Below are 23,658 nucleotides of genomic sequence, written 5' to 3' on the forward strand. Positions count from 1 at the left end.
CGTCGTAGCCCTCGTCGGCGACCTTGTCGGCGAGCGCGGTCATCTTCTTGCCGGTCTCGTAGAGCGCCTTGCCGTCCTCTAGGTAGCCCTCCTGGTCGAAATGCATGATCTCGATCTTCTCGGTTTCCTTCATTTGTCTCTCCTTTCTGGGGTTGTCTCCACATCCCCCATGCCAACGGGCATCAAAACCCGCTTACATTCCGTAACACTCAGCCGCTTTGGCCTTAAGCGCATTGACTGACTCTTCGTAGCCCTCTGCCTTGACCTCCATTTGCTTGGAGACAGCATCGAGATACGGGTGCACGTCCCATGACTTCAGACGCTCGGCGATTATGGCCGCAATCGTCTGGAAGAACACAAGATTGGGAATTGCGCTGAGCAGCGGAGCCACCTGAGGCACCGCAACCTCGTGAGCCCTACCCCTGGGATGGGCCGTGAGCAGCACCGTTTTTGCCGTAACGTTCGACAGCGCATCGGCGATATTCGCAAGACGCTCCGACCCCTGCGGATCGTCGACGATAAACACCAGATAACCCGGAACGATCTGCATCTCGGGACCGTGGACGAACTCCTCGCCCTCGTGATGCATGGCAGGAATCTTGATGGTCTCGCTCAGCTTGAGGGCCGCCTCTTCGGCAACGCCATAGTTGGGGCCGTTGCCGACGACCATGGCGGGCATGTGCTCAGAAAGCTCGAGCATGCGGTCTTGGACATATGCCTCGGCCGTCTTGCACATCACGGCATTGGCATGGATAGCCTCGCGCAGGTCGTCTAAACGCTGGGCAACGCCCTTGGCGTCAATCGTTCCGTGCGCCTGACCGCCGTAAATACCAAAGAGCACCAGGTACTCAACGAGGACCTCGACGCCCAGAGTCACAAAGTCCACCGACTCGACGCCCACACCGTAGTCAAGAACGATATCAGTGTGCTCCTTGATGGGCGCCTCGACGTTTGCCGTGAGCGCAACTGCTGCCATATCGTGTGCACGCATGTAATCGAGCGCTGCAATCGTATTGGTCGAATAGCCACTCTGCGAGACGGCGATGTTGAGCGCATGCTGCGGATAGGTGTGTTCAAAATCGACGAAGGCCTCGGGCGTCACAACGGACACCTGCATCTGCAGCGCATCTTGCAGGTAATCTCGGGCGCAATCGGCGGCATGGCGCGACGAACCCGAAGCAACGATGCGCAGCGCGTCAAAAGAACCGGACTGGATAATATCAACGAGCTGCGCTACCAGCTCAGACGAACGCTCGAGGTTCGCTCCCATACGCACATGGGCAAGCTGAACGTAATCGAGCATCTTCATCGTCTCACCTCGTAACAAATCATTAGTATTTGATAACAATCACATTTACAGGTTACGGCTTTTTGATACCTCTTTGTCGATTAATTTCTCCCCATCGGCGAACGGTCGATTTTGAGCCATGTAAGGTTGTATATGTAGTCTGCTCAACGAATCAAAATTCCGTCAGCTTTTCAGCCCGTTATGCAAAAAAACCAGCTAGTACGTATAGGTATATCCACCCGCATCGCCGCGGTTAAACGACTTGACGTACTCGATCGCCTGGCCACTCGCATCGAAGCTCACGCACTCCAGCGTCAAGGCAAGATCGCCCTGCTCCAGTCCAAGCAGGCCGGCATCTCGCGCGCCCAGCGCTTCGATATCGAGCTTTTCCTGCGCCATGACCGGCTTTCGGCCCAACATCTCATAGGTCTCGTACAAACTGAAGACCGACACGTCAATATCTTCGATTGTGGGAAACAGCAGGCACGGGATGAACGCCGTCTCAATCGATACGGGATCGCCGTTGACGCAGTTCAAACGCCGAATCGAATACAGCAAATCATCCTCGGCAATGCCAAACAGGTTGGCATAATATGGGCCCGCATAACGCTTGGAACGCGCGAGGATACGGACGGACGGCTCGCCGCCCGAAGCACGAACCGATTCGCGAAAGCCTCCCGTTCGCTCGTAGGCAACGGGCACCTTCTGTGCCACAAACGCGCCTTTTCCGCGGACGCGTCGAATCTGCCCACGCCGAACCAGCTCATCGACAGCACTTCGGATGGTCAAGCGTGTCGTACCGAATTCCTCGGCGAGGTCTTTTTCGGACGGAATCATGGAACCCGTGGGATATATACCGCGCTCGATACGCTCCTCGATGCGGCGTCGAATGCGCATATAAACCGGGGTGGCATCTACTGTTTCAGCCATTGTTCACCTGCCACGCTCCTCATGCCGTTCTTTTCGCCGTTGTCGGCAAAGCGGAACTTTGTGGGCAAAATCACCGATTTGCAATGCTCCACAAAACACATGTCCTTATCAAATTCCATCGTGCTCTCATAGAACATCGGCGTTCCCTCTTCTTGTTGGAGCAGCTCGGCCTCTTCGGCGTTCAAACGCGAGATGGAGATATGCTCACGTCCATGCTCAACACGCACGCCACCTTCTTTGAGCAAGACATCGTAAAGGCTCTCGCACTCAAAATCGTGCTCGGGAAGCGATGGGCACAGGGACAGGTTAACGTGAGCCGTCTCGATTGACGCCGGCTCGCCCTCAATAAGTCGAACGCGCTGCATGCGGAGCAAAGGAGCGCCTATAGCCACCCCAAGCTTGTCGGCAAGCGTCTTATCCGCCTCGATGGTCTCGGTGGAAACCAGACGAGAAGAGGGATGCAGGCCGGCAGTCCGCACGGCATCGGAAAAGTTATACGTTTCCTGGAAGATGTTCAGCGGCTTAGGAGGACACACATACGTACCCGATCCGCGACGGCTCTCGAGCGTTCCACACGAGATGAGCCGCGTGATACCGGCACGCAACGCCGTACGCGAAACGCCGATCTCTTCGCACAGCACGCGCTCGGCCGGCAGGCGATCGCCGCCGGCAAGCTGATGGTGCTGGATATACCATAGAATTCCCTCAACAGCACGATCTTTAGGGGGAATTGCATAAGATTCGCCTGCCATTGCACAGACTCCTCATTCAGAAACGTATGCCGCCAAAATTAGACCAGCCCTCCCATGGCATCAAATTCGGCCTTGATCTTCTCGGCGACATTCCGATACGACTTATATAGGCTTGAATCGCGTTTGACTTCGTCGGTCATAACGGGAATCTCTAATTTGGAAACCTCGTCTTTTCCCGTCTGAACCGCCACAACAACGCCCATACCAAGACACATATTACGCTTGGCAGCGTTTATTTTCGCCGCCTTGGCAGGATTTGCCAGGATACGCTGGGCAAATTCCTGTTTTGAGGCCACTTCCTCGGCCTCCGGATCGCCCGCCTCGGCCACTTCGCACTGCAACACGTCCGCATAGGCAAAAATCTTCGGCTCGCCGCCGCGCTGATGTACGGCCCACTTGCGACGCGTGGCATCCTGGTAGATAGCCGGCAAAAACGTAAACCGCGGCGGGTCCAAAATCGTATCCGTGATGGTAAACACATCGGGATCAAAGGCATCCTGCGGGTTTTTCTTCTTGAACAGCCCCATATCAGCCTCTCCTACTAACATTTAACAACTCAAGCTGAATATAGCACCAATTTCAAGCCGCCACCTCACCCTATCGGTACGCGGCGTCTATGGCTCGCCCAGCGGAAGAGTTCACGGACGAGGGCCGGGGAGGCATACTTTGTTTTGAGAAGTGGGCTTCGCGAACTTCTCAAAACAAAGTATGCCTCCCCGGCCCCGGCAATGTATCGTAGGCTGACCAAAGTAAGATATACAGTTTCCAAGGCCGCAACAGCAACAGCCCCATCACATTAAAAAATATCAGCGCCGCATATCGAAACGGTCGAGAGGGCCTTGCCCGGCGCGAGGCCGTCCCGGATGCCTACCTACTCGTTGTCGCCCGCGGTCATTTGGGTTGCGGAGAGTGCGCCGTCGGCTGCCGTTGCGGCAGCGGCGTCGGGCCAGACCCAGTCGGTAAAGGCCGGGTGATCGAAGCCCTCGTTGCACGCGAACTCAAAGGCCTCGGTGCGGAATGCCTCCCACTCGTCAATCTGCTCGGCAAACTTGTCGGCGTCGACCATGCGCAGCACGTCGGCGGCCAGGGCCCAGCGGTCCATGTTGTTCAGGCGCAGCATGTCGAACGGCGTGGTCGTGGAGCCCTTCTCCTCGTAGCCGTGGACGCGGAAGGCATCGTGGCCGGGGCGGTTCCAGATCAGGCGGCGAATCGTGCCGGCATAGGCGTGGAACGCAAAGAGCACGGGCTTCTCACCGCGGCCAAACAGCTCGGCCCAGCGCTCATCGCTGATGGCTTGGTCGTTCTCACAGACGTTCTGGATCTTGAGCAGATCGACCACGTTGACGAACCAGACCTTAATGCCCAGCTTGCGCAGCATATCGGTTGCAGCCAGGGCCTCGAGCGTCGGCACGTCGCCGCACGTGGCGACCACGACGTCGGCCTCGGCGAGCGAGCTGGCAGTCGATGCCCACTCCCAGGTCGCCACACCCTCGGCGAGCTCGGACTTGGCCTCGTCGACCGTCTGGAAGGTCGGGGCGGGCTGCTTGCCGCAGAAGATGGCGTTAACGCAGTCGGTGGACTGGTAGACGCGCTCGGCAACGGCAAGCGCCATGTTGGCATCGGCCGGATAGTAGGCATTCACGATATGCGTGTCGTTGGCCTTGTTGAGCAGCAGGTCGATAAAGCCGGGGTCCTGGTGCGAGAAGCCGTTGTGGTCCTGACGCCAGACATGGCTCGACAGCAAAATGTTGAGGCCGCTAATGGGAGCACGCCACGGAATCTCGCGCTTGGTGGCCTCGAGCCACTTGCAGTGCTGGTTGACCATGGAATCGACCACGTGGACAAAGCTCTCGTAGGAGCTCCACACGCCGGAGCGGCCGGTAAGCACGTAGGCCTCGAGGAAGCCCTCGCACTGGTGCTCGGACAGCTGCTCGACAACCTTACCGGAGCCGGCGAGCAGCTCATCGTTGGCATCGTCCTCATAGAAGCCGGCATCCCACTGCTTCTTGGTCACCTTGTAGGCAGCCTGCAGGCGGTTGGACGCGGTCTCGTCGGGACCGAAGATGCGGAAATCGTCCATGTTCTTGGCCAGAACATCGGCAGTGTACTCGCCAAAGACGCGGGCGGCCTCGGTGGAGCCCCAGCCATGGCCCTTCTCGGCAACGGGGATCTCATGGGCGTGGATATCGGGCAGCTCGAGCTCGCGACGGACCTTGCCGCCGTTCGCGTTGGGGTTGGCGCCAATGCGCAGCTCGCCGGTCGGCATAAAGGCCGTCACCTCGGGGCGCACCTGGCCCTCGGGCGTAAAGAGTTCCTCGGGCTTGTAGGAGCGCAGCCACTCGCGCAGCACGCGGAAGTGCTCGTGGGTGTCCTTGGCACTCGCCAGCGGCACCTGATGCGCGCGCCAGGAGTCCTCGGTCTTCTTGCCGTCGATGTGCTTGGGGCAAGTCCAGCCCTTGGGCGTACGGAACACGATCATGGGATAGGCCGGACGGACCACGGTCTCACCCGCGGCGGCCTGAGCCATAGCGGTGGCCTTGATGTCGCAGATCTCATCGAAGACCTGCTCGAACAGAGCGGCAAAACGCGCGTGAATGCTTGCGTGGCTCTCGTCGTCAAAGCCCGCGACAAAGAAGTGCGGCTTATAGCCCATGCCCTCAAAGAACTTGGTGAGCTCCTCGTCGGACACGCGGGCGAGGATGGTGGGGTTGGCGATCTTGTAGCCGTTGAGGTGCAGGATCGGCAGGACGATACCGTCGGTTGCCGGGTTCACGAGCTTGTTGGACTGCCAAGAGGTCGCGAGCGGACCGGTCTCGGACTCGCCGTCGCCCACCACGGCCACGGCCAACAGGCTCGGGTTGTCCATGACGGCGCCGTAGGCGTGGCTGAGCGTGTAGCCGAGCTCGCCGCCCTCGTGGATGGAGCCGGGCGTCTCGGGCGCAAAGTGGCTCGGGATGCCGCCGGGATAAGAGAACTGGCGGAAGAACTTCTGCAGACCAGCCTCGTCGTTGGTGATGTCGGGGCGGATCTCACGGTAGGTGCCATCGAGCAGCGACTGGGCGGTGCCGGCAGGGCCACCGTGGCCCGGGCCCATCAAGAAAATGGCGTTCTGGTTGTGATCGGCGATGAGGCGGTTGACGTGGCCGAACAGGAAGTTGATGCCAGGCGTGGTGCCCCAGTGACCGACCAGACGGTGCTTAACGTCCGGACGACCAAAATCGCGCAGCTCACCGGTTTTCTCGTCGACAAAGTCAGTGCGCATCAACGGGTTAGAGCGAAGGTAGATCTGACCGACGGACAGATAGTTCGATGCGCGCCAATACAGGTCGACACCCTCGAGCTCGGAAGCGGGAACCTCATGTCCCAGTTTTTGCCACGGCGTTCCCAGTGTTTTAGCCATTGTTTATGTCCCTTCGCTGCGCGGTCACCTTCCGATACGGCAACCTTTCGTTGGGACTAGTATATTTGCTAAAACGTTTTATCATGATGAAAAAACGTTTTATCACCCTTATCAATCCCATCGATCAACAAAACGCGACATTCACCTGCGGCGTTGACTGTCACAGGTGGTCCACATTCGGTTTCTGCAAATTGATAAACGTGTTTAGTTGTGTTTAGTAAGCTCGAGCACGCTGCCCTTAACGATAAGCGCCGGCTCCAGAACGACCTCTTCGGCACGCCTACCGCCCCTACCGGCAAGACGCTTGGACATGCAGCCAAAAGCATGCTCCGCAAGGACACCAGGGTCCTGCTCAATGGCGGTCAGCGCCGGCTCAAAGAGAACGTCGGCTGCCGAGTTGTCATAGCTCACCACCGAGATATCGCCCGGGATGCTCTTACCCATCTCGTGCAGGCGCTTGAGCAAACCGAGGGCAATGTTATCCGAGCTTGCGAACACAGCAGTGGCGTCGGTTGCGAGCACCGCCTCCGAGGCCTCGTAGGCACTCGGAATGTAGTACTCGCTCTCAAACTCCAAACGTGCGTCGATCGGCAGGCCAACCTCGCGCAGCGCGCGCTCATAGCCGGCAAGACGCTTACGACCCGTATTGGAACGGCGCGCATTAACCAAGCAGGCAATGCGACGATGCCCCTGCTCGATCAAGTACCGGGTAGCCATGTAGCCACCCATCTCGTGGTCGAACATCACCTTGTCGCACTCGAGTCCCTCAATGGCACGGTCGACCATTACAGCTGGGATAGGCAGATGGCTGACCTCTTCGCGCAGGGCGCGGTCGTCAGAGAACTCGTCGCCTACCACCAAAAAGACGCCATCGACGCCGCGCGTCACCAGCTGGCGCAGGAGCTCCAGATCGTCCTCGGCACTTCCACCCGAGCTGGTAATAAAGAGCGCGTAGCCGTCCTCGCGGCAGCGTTTTTCCAGGCTGCCAGCAAGCGAGGCAAAAAAGCGGCTCTCGATGTTGGGAACGATAAGGCCCAGCGTGCGCGACTCGCGCATGACCAGGCTGCGCGCAATCTGGTTAGGAACATAGTGGTTGCGCGCCGCGACCTCTTTGATGCGCTTGCGGTTTTCTTCCGAGATACGACAAGGCCGATTGTTGAGAACAAGCGAGACCGACGAGGGGGAAAGCCCCACCTCCTGGGCAATCTGCTTGAGAGTAACTTTGTTGCCCATCTCGCTCCTTCCGAGTATTCGCGCAATCTCTTGAAAGTATAGCGACCGTCCCTCTACCTCGATGATAAACACTTTACCAATCCGGTAGACGGCTGTTTTATCGCCGCGATTGGTGTAAAGCAACCTGACCCCTTTGCACTATGTGATGCATTGGGGTCAGGTTACTTTGCACCAAATCCATCCGGGTGGGGTATATTGCATTCGATTGATGAAAACGACCACCATAAGGCGGATATTCGTATGCACGAGAATGATTTTTTTAACGAGGACCTGCTCTGCGCGCTCGCCGGTGTTGCCGGCGAGGACAACGTGCTCATGAGCGAGCCCATGCGCGAGCACACCACGTTTAAGATCGGCGGCCCGGCCGACGTCTTTGTCACGCCCGATACCGAGCAGGGACTCGTCGCCACGCTTGACACCTGCTACCGCTGCGATCTGCCGCTCACCATTGTAGGCAACGGTTCCGACCTGCTCGTCGGTGACAAGGGCATCCGCGGCGTCGTCGTAGCGCTGGGCGAGGGCCTCTCTAACATCACCCTCGACGGCACGCATGTTACGGCAGCAGCCGGCGCGCTGCTCTCGGACGTAGCGGCCGCGGCAGCCGAGGCTGGTCTTACCGGCATGGAGCCCATTTCGGGCATCCCCGGATCGGTCGGCGGCGCCTGCTACATGAACGCCGGTGCCTACGGCGCCTGCATGGCCGATGTGCTGGAGTCTGTGCGCGTCTACAAGCCCGCCCGCATGCTCGACGACGGCACCCGCGGCAGCGGCAACATCATCGAGTTCGATGTCGACGAGCTTAATCTGGGCTATCGCAAGAGCCGCATTGCCGACGACGGCTTCATCGTGCTTTCAGCCACTTTCAATCTCGCCCCGGGCAACGCCGCGATGATCAAGGCCGACATGGACGACTACCGCCAGCGCCGCGAGGACAAGCAGCCGCTCGACATGCCGAGCGCCGGCTCCACTTTCAAGCGCCCCGAGGGTTACTTTGCCGGCAAACTCATCATGGATGCCGGCCTGCGAGGACACGCCGTTGGCGGCGCGCAGGTGAGCGAGAAGCACTGCGGCTTCATCGTCAACGCCGACCACGCCACCGCAGCCGATGTCGACGAACTCATCCGCCACATCCAAGCAACCGTCAAAGACCAATTCAACGTAGACCTCGAACCCGAAGTCCACCGAGTCGGCGAATTCCTCTAACAAAGAAGGCCCCGAAAGGGGCCTTCTCCATATTTATTTAGATAAACCAGTCCGGTGTGTGACGTATTGGACCCGAGAGGTCCGTGGCTGCCCGAAAGGCATTAGGTTGATCGCGAGTTCCGCACGAGCCGGAGAGCACTTAATGTGCTCTCCGTGCGAGCAGGACTGTCCGAGCAGGCAACCTAATGCCTTTCGGGCAGCCACGGACCAACTTACTTCAAACCGCCGTTACGACAGCGCAATGCCGCCAAGCCAGCCCCAACGCACGCCAGAGCCCGTACCGTAGAACGAAATAAACGAATCGAGCGACTTCGACGTAATGGGACCCTCGTTACTCATAACGATGCCACCGCCGATATAGATGCCCACGTGGCCATACAGCAGGCCCGGCGCACCGGTGCCGCTATGTGAGGAGTCGGCCACGATCATGCCCACCTGCAGCGCCGAGCGGTCGGAGCTATAGCACCAGGCGTTAAACATATCGCACGCGTTACCGCCAAAGTAGCCAACGCCGGCGTTACGGAAGACATTGGTAACCCACGCCGCGCACCAGTTCTGACCCGGCGAAGGTGTGGAGTAGCACGCGTTGACGACAGCCTGCTGCTTGCCCGAGCCGGCATTCTGCTGCGGAGTTCCGGGCGCATACGATCCACCGCCCGAGCTCGAACCACCCGAGTAGGAATTGTTCTTGTTCGCGGCGGCCGCGGCAGCGGCGGCCTTCCTAGCGGCCTCCTCGGCCTGGGCGGCAGCGAGAATCTCGGAATCACGCTGAGCCATGAGCTCCTTGACGTCGTCGGAAAGACCGTTCAGCACGGTCTGGACCTCTTGCTGCTTGGCCTGCATATCCTGCATCTGAGCCGTCTGCTGATCCTTGAGTTTCTCCAGGTCAGCCTTTTGTGCTTCGAGCTCGGTCTTCTGTGCGTCGAGCTCGGCCTGAATCGTCTGGATGTCCTCGATGGCATCGCGGTCGCTCTTGTTGATCTTCTCAACGTAATGCGCGTTGGCAACGAGCTCCTCAAACGAGCCAGAGGCCAGCAGCAGCGACAGGATGTTCGTGCCGCCGGACTTGTAGCTGGCGGCCACGCGATCGGAAAGGTCGTTACGCTTCTTCTTGAGCTCGGCCTTCTTTTCATCGATCTGAGCCTGTGTGTCGTCAATCTTGCCCTGAACATTCTCAATGTCGTTGAGGGTCTGGGCATTCTTGTCGGCCAGCGCCGCATACTCATTTGCGATGCTGTCGAGCTGGGCCTGAACCTCGTCGAGCTGGGCCTGGGCGGCATTCAGTTTATCGGTGGTTTCTTTTGAAGCCTCCGCCGCATGGGCGCGAGCGGGCAGGCCAAAAAGAACTGCCGCAGAAGCGGCGCCGAACAGGACCTTGAGGGCAGTGCGGCGCGAGAGCTCCTGGGAAAGGATGGAATCGCTGTTTGGTGACATATGTACTCCGTTACATGTTTATTTATATGTCGCTCAACTCATACATATTAGCGTACATATGGCGCGTCCCAACGATTTCCACGAACGGCAGGAAACTACAAGGTCAGCGGCTCGTAAGCAAATGTCAAAGATAAGGTTATGCGTACGCAAGCTCTTATATGAGTACGTTAACATAATCCTCTGCTTTTCCTACAGTGCACCATTTGGGCGTCCCCGCCTGCGCTATACTCCCCTCTAGAAGTGTTCCTGATTCGATAGGAGACTACATGTCCAAAGCACTCGACCCCAAAGACACCTGCGTCCTCGTTACCGGTGGCGCCGGCTTTATCGGCTCGCACACCGTCGTTCAGCTGCTCGAGGGTGGCTACCAGGTCGTCATCGTCGATGATCTCTCCAACTCCAGCGCCGTTGCCGTCGACCGCGTCAAGACCATCGTGGGCGACGAAGCCGCCAAGAACCTCACCTTCTACAAGGCCAACGTGCTCGACCGCGATGCGATGAACAAGATCTTCGATACCCATCAGATCGACCGCGTCATCCACTTTGCCGGCTTTAAGGCCGTCGGCGAGTCGGTGAGCAAGCCCGTCGAGTACTACCACAACAACATCGAGAACACCCTGGTGCTCATCGACGTCATGCGCAACCATGGCTGCAAGTCCATCATCTTCTCGAGCTCCTCGACCGTCTACGGCGACCCGGACAACCCGCCCGTCACCGAGGAGGATCCTAAGAAGCCCGCGACCAACCCCTATGGTTGGACCAAGTGGATGATCGAGCAGATCCTTATGGACGTCCACACCGCCGACCCCGAGTGGGACGTCGTGCTACTCCGTTATTTCAATCCCATCGGCGCCCATCCGTCGGGCCTGATCGGCGAGGATCCCAAGGGCATCCCCAACAACCTGGTGCCCTATGTCGCCCAGGTCGCCGTGGGCAAGCTCGAGGCCGTTCAGGTCTTTGGCAACGACTACCCCACCCCCGACGGCACCGGCGTGCGCGATTACATCCACGTGTGCGATCTGGCATCTGGTCACGTGGCCGCCCTCAACTGGATGAACGGCAAGACCGGCGTCGAGATCTTTAACTTGGGCACCGGCACCGGCACCTCGGTACTCGAGGTCGTCGCCGCCTTCTCCAAGGCTTGTGGCAAGGAGCTGCCCTACGTGATCCGCGAGCGCCGCGCCGGCGACATCGCTGCCAACTGGTGCGATGCCTCCAAGGCCGAGCGCATGATGGGCTGGAAGGCCCAGTACGACATCGCGGACATGTGCCGTGACAGCTGGAATTGGCAGAGCCACAACCCCAACGGCTTCGCCGACGCCGAGTAGCCACTCCCCCCCGCTAGGTTTTGTGGCATGCCTCAAAACCTAGCACGCGACATGCTCGGCACATGCCGCTTCCCGCATGGGTAGATTTCTAGACATGTCCCAAAAATCTACTGGCCCCGGCCTCCAATGTGAGGTCGGGGCTTTTTAGGAACTCGTTCTCGAGCTCGAGCTCGCGCATGCACTTGCGGGCGGCCCTCATCTCGGCGGTCTCGGTCTTGGCCGCGGCCGCCGCGACCGGGTGGTTGCCCAGTTCCTTCTTTCTGACCGTCACCCATCTTCCCAGGATCTTCTCATTGATGCCGAGGTCGGCGGCCACTTGGGCGATGGGCTTCCCCGACGCGACGGCGAAGTCTGCGGCCTCGGTGCGGTGCCCCGCTGTGCAGGAGAGCCTATCTGCCATGACTGAACACTCCTTTCTTTTTGGCGCTGGAACGATTATCGCCGCTCAACGCCATTCCTCTAAGTCAAGTGTCCTGGGATACAATACAGTTCAAATGGACGAGGAGGATCCGGCGCTCCTCTTGATGAGCCCGGAGAGGCCCCTGGTCGTCACCCTTCCCCGCGCGAACGCAAAGCGGACGGCGGCGAGCCATGTCCTCCCCGCGCGTTCCATTTAGGGAGTCCTCGAGAAGTCGATCTCCCTGTGCGATAATCGAGCTATTGAGTCTCGCGAGTTTAGAGCTGGTGATATGCATTGAAAATCAAGGTGAAAAACATCGGCAGGGTCGCTGAGGCCGATATCGAGATTAATGGCATTGCCGTGATCGCCGGGGAGAACGGGACGGGGAAAAGCACGGTTGGAAAAGCGCTTTATGCGGCCTTCAACAGCATGTCCGATTCGGAGAACAAAATCGACCGCATGAGGCGCAATAGTGTTGAACGCGCCATCAGGAAGGCATATGTGGGAGGCCCTCTCGACTCCACGTCTCGCCACAGGCGAACTGCTGGAAGAATGAATGGTTTCATCGACAGGGTTTTTTCGGGCGAGTGCACGAGGGACGAGCTTATTGATGAGATAAAGGAGTATTACGGGGAGGAGATCTCCCGTGAGATCGAATCCGATTTCACGAATGGCGTAGCAGGAGTTGCCGATCAGATTATCGAGATCATGGATATCTCCGATGATGAGGTATTTCGTGCGATTGCGACAAACAGGTTCCAAAGCGAGTTCAACGGCCAGATCAATTCGGTTTTCGGCGAAGAGCCCGGGAAGGTCGAACTCCAGATAAAGGACGCATCTACGGTTTTCTCGGTTGCAGGTGACGAGGTGGCGGAGGTGCACGATAGGAGGGTTTTGCGATTCAGGGCGCATTATCTGGACGACCCGTTCCTGATCGATTCTCTCGGAGGGCCCTACGGCCCCGCTTTTCGGTTCAGGCCCCTCCTTGGACACCAGGAGGAGCTGCGGCAAGATTTGATTCAGGCGACCATCCGTAACGATGACAGCGAGTCCTCGCTGTTCGACGAGATCGCGAAGGAGCGGCACCTGAAGGTTCTCATGGACAAGGTCTCCTCCTTATGTCCGGGGTATTTCGAGAGGAGCGAAAGTCGCGGTCACCTTACGTATCTCGAAGAGGGCTTCGCTCGGGGGTTGGAGCCTGGGAACCTTTCTGCTGGCTTGAAGACGTTCGCCATCATGAAGGTGCTCTTGAAGTCCGGCGCGCTAGATGCCGGAGGGACTATTATCCTCGATGAACCCGAGATTCATCTTCATCCTGCATGGCAGCTGGCCTTCGCCGAGATAATCGTGCTGCTCCAGAAAGAGCTCGGGATGCACGTCTTAATGAGCACCCATAGTCCATATTTCTTGAATGCGATCGAAGTGTATTCTAAGAAGCACGCTGTTGATGGATTGTGCTCATATTATCTTGCGGAGACCTGCGCTGATGGACGCTCTCGCTTTGCCGAAATAACCGGCTCGACTGAGGTCGCCTACGAGAAGCTGGCGGCTCCTTTTGATACGCTTGAGAGGGAGGAGTACGGCCTTGAGTAGCGACCTGTGCGCCTCCTGCCCTCATCCGAACTCTCCCGTGGTGCCAGATGGCAGCGATGGTTGCTCCCGTTGCAGGACCTGTATCCTAAGGGACTGCACGTCGACCATCTCCAAAACATCCAGAGACGGGAGCGTCTCTCTTGTGGATGACGATTTGCCTGTTGTCAATTTTGACTCTGTTAAAGAATGCTACTGCAAGAAGGTCAATAGGTGGATGCAACTCCCGCGCTCCGCCGATGCGCTGTATTGCGATCGGGAAACGTTATATCTAGTCGAATTTAAAAACGGCAGTCTGAAGGAGACGCTGGGGAAGAGGCTCAATCCCAAGGATGACGAAGAGCTTGGTATCAATCTTGGCCAAAGGGACGCCCTCATCGAGAAGTGCAAGGACAGCGTTTTGATCTGCTCGGACCTGTGGGGAAAGAGGACGAGATGGTTTCGCGAGCACTGCGTCTTTGTTTTGGTATACAACGAGGACAAGAACAAGACCGCGTTGAAGCGGGTTGCCAGCTCGATTAGGAAAAAAGCGCGTTTTGGGCTTCCTGACAAATTGAAAGGTTTTTGCGTGAAGGATGTCTTGACGCTAACCGAAAAGGAGTTTTCGACATCGCTCCTTTCAACTTGGCGAGACGCAGAAGAAATCGCGGAGGTCGACGCGTAGGAGACCGAAAAGCATCCGGTGGCTATTTGCTCCCGATATCGATCGTTCGTCTGCAGTCGGTTTTCTTTCCGCTGCGCCCGCCAGTTTGCGATGAGTCGCGCACCGTGTGAAGCTCAACACGGATGAAATACAAATATAATCCCCCCTTGCACTGTGTTGATAAATATTGCTCGTCGAACTCATCTGAACTGGGCTTTCTTGCATAGAACTGCCTGAACCTGAGCGTTTTCGGGTATCGCATTGCCCGATCGAGCACCATCGCGACCTTCTCAAGCTTGTCCTCGGGCGGACTCATAGCCACAGCCCCGCATGTCGTCCCGGTTGGAGCCGGGATGAGCCCTCAGGAAGCACTGCATGAAGTAGCGCATCCGGTTCACGGGCCCCAGCGGGTTCTGACCGCCGGGAACGCCCTTGAGCAGCTTCGCGTTGTAGTGCTGGCTCTTCAGTGACAGATTGTTGACGGGAGCCGTGTGGCGCCCGGCTCCATGTCGTGGATGAGCGTGGAGCCGGGCGCCACACGGCTCCCGAACGTCGCCAAGGTCTTCGCCCTGCTTGTCTTGCCAAGGCCCTCCCGGATGAAGATTGAATTGCCTGGCTCATCGCAGCCGAGCGCGGCACGGCCTCTACCCGAGACCATCATCTCTACACATAGCCCATCATTCGACAAGAACGCGCAGTTTGTCCTGCATAGGCGCATGGTGTCCCCCTCCGCCGCAAGAGGTGAGCAAAAGAGAGGCTCCCCTCGCCACTACCGGACAAAGGGACCTCTCTGGGGAAACACGCTATAAAACCTTCTTGCCGGGCGGTCGAGTACAGCACCGACGGCGTACCCGTGGAGACCTACCCAGAGCCCACGCCATTTCAAGTTTCTTGGTCTTCAACGCCACAATCCGATAATCATCCAGCCGTCGAAATGACCTCGTCACAGGCGGCAAGCATCTCCTCGTCATGAGTGACAACGATTACAATATGGTCTCTCTTAATTTCATGAAGCAATTTGATCAGCGCGCCTCGACTCTTCGCATCAAGTGCTGAGGTCGGTTCATCAAAAAGCATAACGTCCGGCGATTTCAACAGCTGTCTCACAATTGCAATCTTTTGCTTCTCGCCGCCGGACACCCCTCCTTTCCCGCCGTCAAGCATCGCCGTTGCCCCGTTCTCCACAGAAGCAACCATTTCGTCTAGCCCCAATATGACAAGCATCCGATTCAGCTTATCCATCTCGTAATCATCAGAAAGCAGCGTAAGATTATCGAGAATCGTCCCCTCAACGATAGGGGGTTCTTGCTCCGTAATGCTGACTCGACACCGCCGCAATGCATATCGATCGATGCAACGCTGTGACACCCCGTTGTAGCGAACGGCCCCTTCTGTGTCATCTGGATATAGCCCCAATATCACTGACAGCAGCGAGCTCTTCCCCGAACCATTCGGCCCCGAGATTCCATATAGCCGACCCCTGGAAAACGCGAGCCCCTCAATGCTTAACGCGACCCTTTCCGCCCCTGGATAACGTAGCTTGATGTTCTCTAGACGGATTTCCTCAATCGGACCAAGCGCCAATTTGCCATTCGCTTCCACCGGGACATCCCAAATTCTTTTCAGCCGCTCATAGCATACGCGATTAGTCTGGTAATCCCTTCCCCAGCCCAACAAATACTGTACCGCTGAGCTTAAGTTCGAATAATATCCAACAGCAGTCACGAGAAAACCAGGCAACAGTCTCCCGCCCATCACTTCAACCGCGCCCACAGCAAGAAGACATCCTTGAGCGGCGGAAGCGACCAACGCGTTGCCAAAGGTAAATCTAGACCCTACTTCCTGATTTGCTCTCATCGTTGGATAGAGCCCATTAAAAGCTTCGACCAGTACAGCGCGGGACCTATCGAACAAAGCATGTTTGCGGATGAAATCAACTTTCTCCAACTGATCTTGTAGACAGGAAAAAACCTCGCGCTCTGCTCTTGTACGTCAAAACTTCTCTCAAACAGCCTTGCGCGTGAAACCGCATAAAAAGCGGCACTCGCTGCCGCAAGAACAAGGCAGACCACACTCAACTTGATATTCAGGCTACCGAGAACAAACAGGGCGGACAAAAGGGTGATAACGTTGCTTGAAACCCCCACAACCGAGTTGATTACGAAGATGACAAGGTCATTAGCGTCGTGATTGATTTGCTGGTTATAATACGACGCGTTGAAGCCCTCGAAGAATGCCTGGGGAAGGTGCTTCACGTGCTCAAGCGTATCCGCATTTAAGCCGAACCCCGCATGCGACTGAAGGTTGATGTACAGCATCTCTGAGCAATACACTAGTCCCGCTCGAACCGCTTGGACCGCAACCAAAATAAGGCAACAAACGAGAACGGCGGCAAGATCGGCGCTGGCCGGCATCGCCAATCGGTTTACCACTATGCCGGTAAGAAAGGGACCCGCAAGCGCAAGCAGCCCGACCAAAACTGTTACGACAAGATAGGCGTAGAATCGACCGCCCAGTATATATTTTCTACAGAGATTAAGCATCAGCCTCATTTTGCCCCGCACCCCGTTTTGCCGTATTCATCATCTGGGAGAGCAGCATTTTTTGCTCGGCATCATACCGGAAGGAAACGCAACGTTTCCCCTCACCGTTTAAGGCGTGGTTGGGGCACCCTCCCATGCACATGGGAAAAGCAAAGCACTCTTGGCATTCCGGGTCATCCGGCTCATATGCCATCCAGTTAATCATGTTCTTGCTCAACATTGGCGGCTCGAAAATAGTTCCGACCCTCCGCTCCTTCATTCCAATGTCATCCCAGCACTTATACAAATCTCCGACGGGATCAACCACGTACGAGTTGATTCCAACGGCGCAACATATCCCGAAATTCGTCCCACCAAAAGGTTGAACTTTGAAGCCCCGCGCAATTGCCCTTTTATAAAACTCAGTCTCCTCATACGAGAACTCTTTTACAGTAAAGCAGTGGCTGTCGTTCGCACATACCTGATTGATATCGTCAACAGGGGCTAAATAGAAGTGAACCTTATTCATCAGGCCATTTAGCTCGAGATAATCCAATAGCTCTTGAGCGGCCTCGATGTTGGTCTTGTCGACGTTGCTCCTTATCGAAATATCGATGATGTCGGCACACTCTTTGACGTTCTTGAGAATACGTTCGTATGTAGGGCTTCCGTCGTGAAGAATCCTCCTCGAATCGTGATCCGACTTCGATCCATCTATAGTCACTTGCGCGCTCGTCACACCACATGCCGCGAGCCTCCTTGCAACATCAGGCGTCAGCAGATAGCCATTTGTCACTATCGATGCGGAATATTCACACGTTGGCCCCACGACATCTTTCAGATCCGACGTAATCCGTTCGATCATCTTCATTCCGAGCAGAGGCTCGCCGCCGTACCATCCAACTGAGAGACTTGCGACACCAGGATAGTAATCTTTCACGAACTTGGAGAGCTGTGTCAAAACCTCCTCGCCCATCGTCGTGTACGCCTGTCCCTTTTCATAGCAGTAGGGACAGCAAAAGTTGCAAGCCATCGTTGGCGCAATGGTAAGGGACAGAGCAGTATTCGCAAAGCGCGCGGCGCGACTTTGCAACCTGATCTCCCCAAGCTCGTCCCTCTCCTCATTGACTAGGATGCCTCCCCTTATCAGCTCCGCGACAAGATCATCGGCATCCCGAACGTCCCCTTCTTGAATCCTTTTGAATTTCTGCGCGTATTCCGGATTTAACGACAGGATGCCGCCGGTTCGCGCATTCATGATAAGAAGACTTCCGTTATGTTCATGCACCACATTAAATTGCGACAGTTTCACTTCGCACCATCTCCATTTCCAATCAAATCCATATCGACCCTCAGACGCTGCGCATACGCCAGCGCACTACCTTCTTCGATAAAAACTGCACGAAAGCAGCAATAGACATGCGAGCGACACGATGACCGCATGGCCGCATGCAGCCATCAGGACCGTCCCGCCGGCAGCCCCGCACGCCCTCATCCAATAAGCCATGTGAACCGGGGGTAAAACGGTTGGGAAACTCATCGCGATAACAAGGCCCGCGAACGTTGCGACCAGCAAGGCTCCCGACACAAGAGATCTGATCCTGAACACCTCATATGCAACCGCAACCATCAGCGTATAAGCGGCGTCTATAACGATATTCGACAGGAGTGCCGAGGTCACATTACCAACCGTAAGGCTGTCTAGACCGCTTCCGGAGCACACGGCAAAGACCGCAGCGACACCGAGAGTAAACACGATGTAGGGGCACAGCGTATACACTTCGCAAGCCAATGTCTTTGCCGCAAACAGCTGCCAGCTGCGGAAGCCCCGAGCAATCGAAACTCCCCTTGCCGACACGCTCGTCGCATCACCGAATAGCGTCCCCGCCACAACAACAGAGACGATTGGGAAGAACACCGTATGCGCCATGGAGACGACACTTAGCCAGGAAGAGATACCCGTTGGCCCAACCCCTATCGAGAAAAGATAGCCCGGATCGGCGGAAAAGCCAAAGAACTGGCCCTCTCCCCCTGCGGAGACCCATGCGCCGGACCCGGCAAACACATAAATCCCCGCGATGCCCAAATACATCAGCGCTATTATCACGGCGAGTTTCATTCTCCTTGCGCGGAACAGTTCCGCCCTGACCGACATCCCAAGATTCATCGAACCGCCGTCCTTACAAATAGCGAGACGAGCGCAACTCCAACCGACACAAGCACAGTGCCGCCCGCATACAGCAAAACCTGAATTACACCAACATTCTGCATACTCAGGGAACACAGGTTCATCAGGTAATACACGGGCGAGAGCATGAGCAGCAAGCTGGGCTGACCGCTTCCGTATGTACTTGGGAACCACACCATCACAAATATCGAAACCGCTATTGCAACGACGCTGCTCGCCACCACACTCCTCGTGAGCAAATACAGGGCGAAGGTAGCGGCGTACATCGAAATGAGCAGCAGCGCGATCATCAGCGCAATCGATACAAATTGGGCAAACCCTGAGCACGAGGCCCCAACGTCCCATTGGGCCATCTTGGTTAAATACAGCGCAGTCGTAGAAAGAAGATACACGGCACCGACCAGAGTGCAGTTCACCAACAGCTTCGTGATCACAATCGCCGCCTGCGACACCCCTCGCGATCTCGATACGGCGTAAGCCACGGATTCAAAGTCTCTCGACGTAGCGTAAACCGCGTAGAGAATCGTCACCGGAATCCAGACCACTGTAGACGCAAAAGACGTCCGGGCAACAGAGCCCAAAACGTCCCCTGCGTCCACTAGGTTTCCAATAAAACCTATAGCCCCTCCAAGCGTATACGGGTCATCACCGGCGACCATGATCAGCACCTCAGACGAAGTCGCAGCCGCAACCACATGCAGCACAGCCGCAAGCGCAATCATCAGAGCGGTCGCCGGGTGCCTGGCGAGCAACCATACCTCGCTCCGAAAAGCTGAGATGAACTCGCGTTTCATCACAGCTCGCTCTCTCGACCGATGAGCTCCGAATAAAACTCCTCAAGGCTCTTCCTATGAGAATACGCCTCCGCAACCCTCACACCTGCGGTCGAGAGCGCTTCGATTGCAATGCCCCGCCCTTCCTTTTTCTCCTCATAGCGCATAAGGACGCTGCCGTCCGGCAGAAAAGAATGTGAGGTCTCATCTCCGAGAACCGATCTCGTTCGCTCCAGATCGTCCACATGCAACACGAAACCACCGCGGCATGACTTTTCCAGCTGAGGTGCGGTCATCCTTCGAATGAGGCGACCATGACTTATGAAGAGGTAATCAGTTGCCAGCTTGTGCATCTCCTCAAGATTGTGGCTGGATACGAGAATCGTTTTACCTTGATCTTTGTTAAGATGCGTAAGGATTTTTCTTACTTCGACTATCCCCATCGGATCCAGGCCGTTTGTCGGCTCGTCCAGGATCAACAGCTCCGGATCGCCCAGCAACGCTATGGCCAGATCGAGACGCCTCCTCATTCCCATTGAGAAGTTCTTCACTTTCTTCCCGCCGGCCTCCCCCAAACCGACGGTTGATAACACACCGTCGATGGAACGATCGGTGGGAAGCCCCCACTCAATACAGCGAACGACCAAGTTGTCTCGCGCGGTCAGATTAGGATACGAAGCATTGAGGTCGGGCATATAACCCAGCCTTTCCCTGCAGCTCCGTATTTCACGTCTCCCGGTTTGCCCAAACATCGAGATCGTTCCTGACGATGGCTCCGAAAGCCCCGTGATCAATCGAATTAACGTGCTCTTGCCGGCACCATTCTCCCCAATGAGTGCACACAGCTCGCCTTCCATTAAAGAGAACGAGACTGATTTAACCGCTTCAAACCCGCCATATCTCTTGGATATGGCACGCAATTCAACTGGGACTTCCCGCATGGACGACATCCTCCCCGTCAATAAAAAGGGACGACATGGCAATTGTGCGGGGTTATAGGTAACGTCGGTTCGCCCCCCCATATTGCAATGCCACATCGCCCCTCAGGCGCTGCTGGCCAAAATATCTTTGAACAGTCTGTGCACGCCGTACGGCGTGCACTATCCGCTTTTAGCGGATAGTGCACTCCTGTGAAGAACACTTGGTGCTGCAGCTGCCGTGCGCGTAAAAGAAGCAATTGTTGCACATGGGCTCAGCCCCGGCTGACGGCTCGGTAATCCATTCCATTTCATTCCCCTCCTTTCGCGGTAGAAAGCCAGTTCATCTCTGCCCCCTAGAAACGGAACGTGCAGGACTGATTGGGGCACCTCTTCGTGCATCCCCCGTGCGCGTAGAAGAAGCAGTTGCCGCACGCGGGTGCAACGCCTTCCTCCGGCTCGTTAATCCAATCCATCTCTCCCTCCTTTCCTTGCATACCGAATTGATAATGTTATTCTAATTCGATATGTGTCATATTTCAATATAAGCTTATTTATATATTACACAAGGTAAGCACCCCCCTGCATCCAGCACAGGAAATGACTCTCTCGTTCCCCAGTGACGCGGCGAGAAATACAGGCCACTGCAGGACGTTGAATGAACAGCCCGTGAAAACCGTTGTTTTCACGGGCTGCACCTGCTCAATACTTTTTTATTCTCCAGCCTCAGTCGTCTCTAAGATCGACCACGTAAACATGATCTGACTCCAGGACCGGGTCATCACCCGTCGCGGTCGCCCTGCTCAGCGCGTTGCGGGCGCGCCGCGTCGCCAGTTCCTCAAGTTCTCTTTCGTTGACGCGCTTAATAAGATCGCCAGGCTGGCAATCAAGCTCTACGCAAATATCCAGCAATGTCTTTAACCTAATTGCCTTCACCTTGCCATTTCGTATTTTTGAGATACTTGCCGGTGTGTGCCCGGTCGCCCGAATGATATCCGTACTCGTCTTTCTGCGTCGAAGCAATAAGCTTTCAAGCTCAATAATCAGATAGTCCATGCCGCCCCTCACACCAAATCCTCGGTCTGGTCTTGAAGCAGAGCTCCGTAGCGCCATATCGCAGAAATCGAGAAGCAGCAAACGGCCCCCAGCACAGCACCAATATCTATGGGCAGGGCCAGGTTTTCAAACATCGAATAGGCGTTCCCCAGCAAGTCGAAGGGGCCAATCACTATCGAAAGAAACCCCGGAGAAAACAAGAGGTCACCTATTGCTGCTGCAACAAACAGCCACCCGATAATCGAGATTCTTCGAGCATGCGAAAGGGTAAAGGGCGATTCGCCATGAGCCATGTCCATGCTGATTCCCCGCAGGGTCCATGTGGCCCCTCCGGAAATCAGAAGATACATCAAAGGAACCACTACGGAAACCGTCTTTGATGGATCATATAGGTTTCCTTGAGCAGCCATAAGCCCAATGGAAATAACCACCACCACCGAACAGCAACACACCGCTATAAACAGCGCCGTAAACAGAATCCCAAGCCTTCTTCCGAGAGTCATCATCTTCTGGATGGACTTATCGATCTTCTGGGCGCTATTCACCACAGCTCCTCCTAAAGCAATCAGAGGTCTTCTTACTTACTGTTTTTCCTACATTGTAACGAACTCGATAAGAAGAGGGTCGCTTCACGCCGCGCAATCCCGAACTCCAAGCGTTTCTCATCAGCATTGCCCATCTTTCGAGTCGAAATTCAAATCCAGTTTCTTATCGCATGCCAAAATCAAATCCTGATCGTGGCTTACAACAAGAATTAGCTGATTAAAGGGGTTTCGAGAGACATACTCCGTGAACTCCCGACGGCTTTCTTCGTCTAAATCGTTCGTCGGCTCGTCAAACACAAGCACTTCCGGTTGCCTGCAAAGTGCTGAGATTATCCTTAGCTTCCGATACTCTCCACCAGAAAGGTCCCTACAATTCTTACCTTTTAACGATTCGACGGTTCGGCAGAAACTCGGCACAAGCTCGCAGAGATGCTCGCCCGTTCCCCGAATCGATGCCCTCTCAAGATAGTGTTCCACCGTTTCATTCGGAATAAAGAGCTTTTGCGGGCACACCGCAAACAGGTCATGTCGGATCGTCTCCATATCGAGCTCTTCATATGGCACCGACCCCAAAGTCCGATGCCCCCCAGCAGAATATAGTCCAAGAAGCACCTTCAGAAACGTGCTTTTGCCGCATCCGTTCGGCCCGGTAATGGCATAGGTTTTCCCCCTCTCGACCTCCACGGAGAGATCGCGGTACAAGTAGGGCTTTCCCGCATATCGGTACGCGATGTTGGACAACGATATGCTCTCCACGTGCCCAACCGAGATGGTGCCGCGGTCCTCGGCGCCTTCCGACAGAGCCTCCAATCGGTCGAACGAGGCCCTCGCGTCCTGATATGATTTGAAATAATTCAAATAATATTTGAAGCATCCGAACGCCATCGAGTAATACGATTTCACCATTGTGAACTCGCCAATGCTCATTCTTCCGCTTAATATTTCCATTCCGGAGATCACAAGCAACGCTCCCCGGAACACAGATGAGATCAGGCCGTCGCTCGAGGTGGCCAGATTCGAGACCCTACTTGCTTTCATGTAAATCGGGTAGTACCCCTCGAATATCCCCTTGAGCGTACGGGCACTCTGGTCATATGCCCCATCGCACTTAATGTCAAACAACTGCGACAGCTCGCCGCTCACGGATGCGAACAGCTTGCTCAACCCCTCTTTGTTCGCAAGCGAACTGTTGTACAGCGGCTTTTTCAACACCCTAAATAAAATGAAGTATGCCCCAAGCGAACATGTACTTAACGCCAGAAACACCGGGTTAATTGAAAACAGAATGATGAAAATAAACACAATCAGAACGATGTTAAGCCCGATTGTCAGGAAGTTGTTCACGACAAACGATGACACCGCATTCGAATCCGCATACACCCTCTGCGTTGTATAGGATGAATCCGCCTGCCCATTACAGTCTGAAATAGGCCATCGATAAATTTCGATGGCGAGC

Annotated in this window: 22 protein-coding genes; 4 read left to right on the forward strand and 18 right to left on the reverse strand. The window is 56.0% G+C overall.

Going from position 1 to position 23,658, the window contains the following annotated elements; all coding sequences use genetic code 11:
* Positions 1-193: 193 nt before the first annotated feature.
* From DXA43_RS09140 to DXA43_RS09165, 6 genes are all read right to left on the reverse strand, one after another.
* On the reverse strand, positions 194-1,309 hold the full coding sequence (locus tag DXA43_RS09140) for an SIS domain-containing protein (RefSeq protein ID WP_117806940.1): 1,116 nt from the start codon (positions 1,307-1,309) through the stop codon (positions 194-196).
* Positions 1,310-1,504: 195 nt separating this feature from the next.
* On the reverse strand, positions 1,505-2,218 hold the full coding sequence (locus DXA43_RS09145) for a GntR family transcriptional regulator (RefSeq protein ID WP_099432289.1): 714 nt from the start codon (positions 2,216-2,218) through the stop codon (positions 1,505-1,507).
* Complete coding sequence (locus DXA43_RS09150; RefSeq protein ID WP_117806941.1) at positions 2,203-2,970, reverse strand: GntR family transcriptional regulator; 768 nt, start codon at positions 2,968-2,970, stop codon at positions 2,203-2,205. Before DXA43_RS09150 ends, DXA43_RS09145 begins: the two co-directional genes overlap by 16 nt.
* A gap of 38 nt (positions 2,971-3,008) precedes the next feature.
* Positions 3,009-3,497: a hypothetical protein gene (locus tag DXA43_RS09155; protein WP_117806943.1), complete on the reverse strand. Its 489-nt coding sequence runs from the start codon at positions 3,495-3,497 to the stop codon at positions 3,009-3,011.
* 344 nt (positions 3,498-3,841) lie between these two features.
* Entirely contained in the window at positions 3,842-6,370 is a 2,529-nt protein-coding gene (locus tag DXA43_RS09160) for a phosphoketolase (protein WP_117806944.1), read from the reverse strand.
* A gap of 204 nt (positions 6,371-6,574) precedes the next feature.
* Entirely contained in the window at positions 6,575-7,603 is a 1,029-nt protein-coding gene (locus tag DXA43_RS09165) for a LacI family DNA-binding transcriptional regulator (RefSeq protein WP_117806946.1), read from the reverse strand.
* A gap of 240 nt (positions 7,604-7,843) precedes the next feature.
* Between DXA43_RS09165 and murB the strand changes: the two genes are divergently transcribed.
* Positions 7,844-8,806, forward strand: coding sequence for a UDP-N-acetylmuramate dehydrogenase (gene murB / locus DXA43_RS09170; protein WP_117806948.1), 963 nt, complete (start codon positions 7,844-7,846; stop codon positions 8,804-8,806).
* A gap of 228 nt (positions 8,807-9,034) precedes the next feature.
* On the opposite strand, the gene DXA43_RS09175 is transcribed toward murB, so the two are convergent.
* A complete protein-coding gene (locus DXA43_RS09175) occupies positions 9,035-10,240 on the reverse strand; it encodes a hypothetical protein (RefSeq protein ID WP_117806950.1) in 1,206 nt (401 codons plus the stop codon).
* A gap of 266 nt (positions 10,241-10,506) precedes the next feature.
* On the opposite strand from DXA43_RS09175, the gene galE reads away from it, so the two are divergent.
* Positions 10,507-11,568, forward strand: coding sequence for a UDP-glucose 4-epimerase GalE (gene galE, locus DXA43_RS09180; RefSeq protein ID WP_117736891.1), 1,062 nt, complete (start codon positions 10,507-10,509; stop codon positions 11,566-11,568).
* Positions 11,569-11,656: 88 nt separating this feature from the next.
* Here the strand turns inward: galE and DXA43_RS09185 are convergent, their stop codons facing one another.
* Positions 11,657-11,968: a hypothetical protein gene (locus DXA43_RS09185; RefSeq protein ID WP_117806951.1), complete on the reverse strand. Its 312-nt coding sequence runs from the start codon at positions 11,966-11,968 to the stop codon at positions 11,657-11,659.
* Between the two features lie 294 nt (positions 11,969-12,262).
* Here DXA43_RS09185 and DXA43_RS09195 point away from each other — a divergent pair, with 294 nt between their 5' ends.
* A complete protein-coding gene (locus DXA43_RS09195) occupies positions 12,263-13,561 on the forward strand; it encodes an ATP-binding protein (protein WP_035137751.1) in 1,299 nt (432 codons plus the stop codon).
* Positions 13,562-13,703: 142 nt separating this feature from the next.
* The gene (locus tag DXA43_RS09200; protein ID WP_124786586.1) at positions 13,704-14,222 is read left to right on the forward strand and encodes a hypothetical protein; all 519 of its coding nucleotides are present in this window, start codon (positions 13,704-13,706) and stop codon (positions 14,220-14,222) included.
* A 22-nt stretch (positions 14,223-14,244) separates the two neighbouring features.
* Here the strand turns inward: DXA43_RS09200 and DXA43_RS09205 are convergent, their stop codons facing one another.
* From DXA43_RS09205 to DXA43_RS09255, 10 genes are all read right to left on the reverse strand, one after another.
* Positions 14,245-14,517 carry a hypothetical protein gene (locus tag DXA43_RS09205; protein WP_117584251.1) on the reverse strand — a complete coding sequence of 91 codons (273 nt, stop codon included), beginning with the start codon at positions 14,515-14,517 and terminating at the stop codon, positions 14,245-14,247.
* Between the two features lie 602 nt (positions 14,518-15,119).
* Positions 15,120-15,974, reverse strand: a complete 855-nt coding sequence (locus tag DXA43_RS09215) for an ABC transporter ATP-binding protein (protein WP_158564975.1) — start codon at positions 15,972-15,974, stop codon at positions 15,120-15,122.
* An 80-nt stretch (positions 15,975-16,054) separates the two neighbouring features.
* On the reverse strand, positions 16,055-16,753 hold the full coding sequence (locus DXA43_RS09220) for an ABC transporter transmembrane domain-containing protein (protein ID WP_117806958.1): 699 nt from the start codon (positions 16,751-16,753) through the stop codon (positions 16,055-16,057).
* Positions 16,737-18,035 (reverse strand): radical SAM/SPASM domain-containing protein, encoded by a 1,299-nt coding sequence (locus DXA43_RS09225; RefSeq protein WP_117806960.1) that lies wholly within the window; start codon positions 18,033-18,035, stop codon positions 16,737-16,739. Before DXA43_RS09225 ends, DXA43_RS09220 begins: the two co-directional genes overlap by 17 nt.
* Positions 18,036-18,101: 66 nt before the next feature.
* Complete coding sequence (locus DXA43_RS09230; protein WP_035137757.1) at positions 18,102-18,890, reverse strand: hypothetical protein; 789 nt, start codon at positions 18,888-18,890, stop codon at positions 18,102-18,104.
* A complete protein-coding gene (locus DXA43_RS09235) occupies positions 18,887-19,705 on the reverse strand; it encodes a hypothetical protein (RefSeq protein ID WP_117806962.1) in 819 nt (272 codons plus the stop codon). Before DXA43_RS09235 ends, DXA43_RS09230 begins: the two co-directional genes overlap by 4 nt.
* Positions 19,705-20,625, reverse strand: a complete 921-nt coding sequence (locus DXA43_RS09240; RefSeq protein ID WP_035137759.1) for an ABC transporter ATP-binding protein — start codon at positions 20,623-20,625, stop codon at positions 19,705-19,707. Before DXA43_RS09240 ends, DXA43_RS09235 begins: the two co-directional genes overlap by 1 nt.
* A gap of 702 nt (positions 20,626-21,327) precedes the next feature.
* Positions 21,328-21,657 (reverse strand): helix-turn-helix transcriptional regulator, encoded by a 330-nt coding sequence (locus tag DXA43_RS09245; protein WP_158564976.1) that lies wholly within the window; start codon positions 21,655-21,657, stop codon positions 21,328-21,330.
* Between the two features lie 8 nt (positions 21,658-21,665).
* Positions 21,666-22,202 (reverse strand): hypothetical protein, encoded by a 537-nt coding sequence (locus tag DXA43_RS09250; RefSeq protein WP_035137761.1) that lies wholly within the window; start codon positions 22,200-22,202, stop codon positions 21,666-21,668.
* Positions 22,203-22,322: 120 nt separating this feature from the next.
* On the reverse strand, positions 22,323-23,658 hold a 1,336-nt coding region (locus DXA43_RS09255), incomplete at its 5' end, for an ABC transporter ATP-binding protein (RefSeq protein WP_147344750.1).

This window comes from Collinsella sp. OF02-10 (assembly GCF_003463445.1).
GTDB lineage: Bacteria > Actinomycetota > Coriobacteriia > Coriobacteriales > Coriobacteriaceae > Collinsella.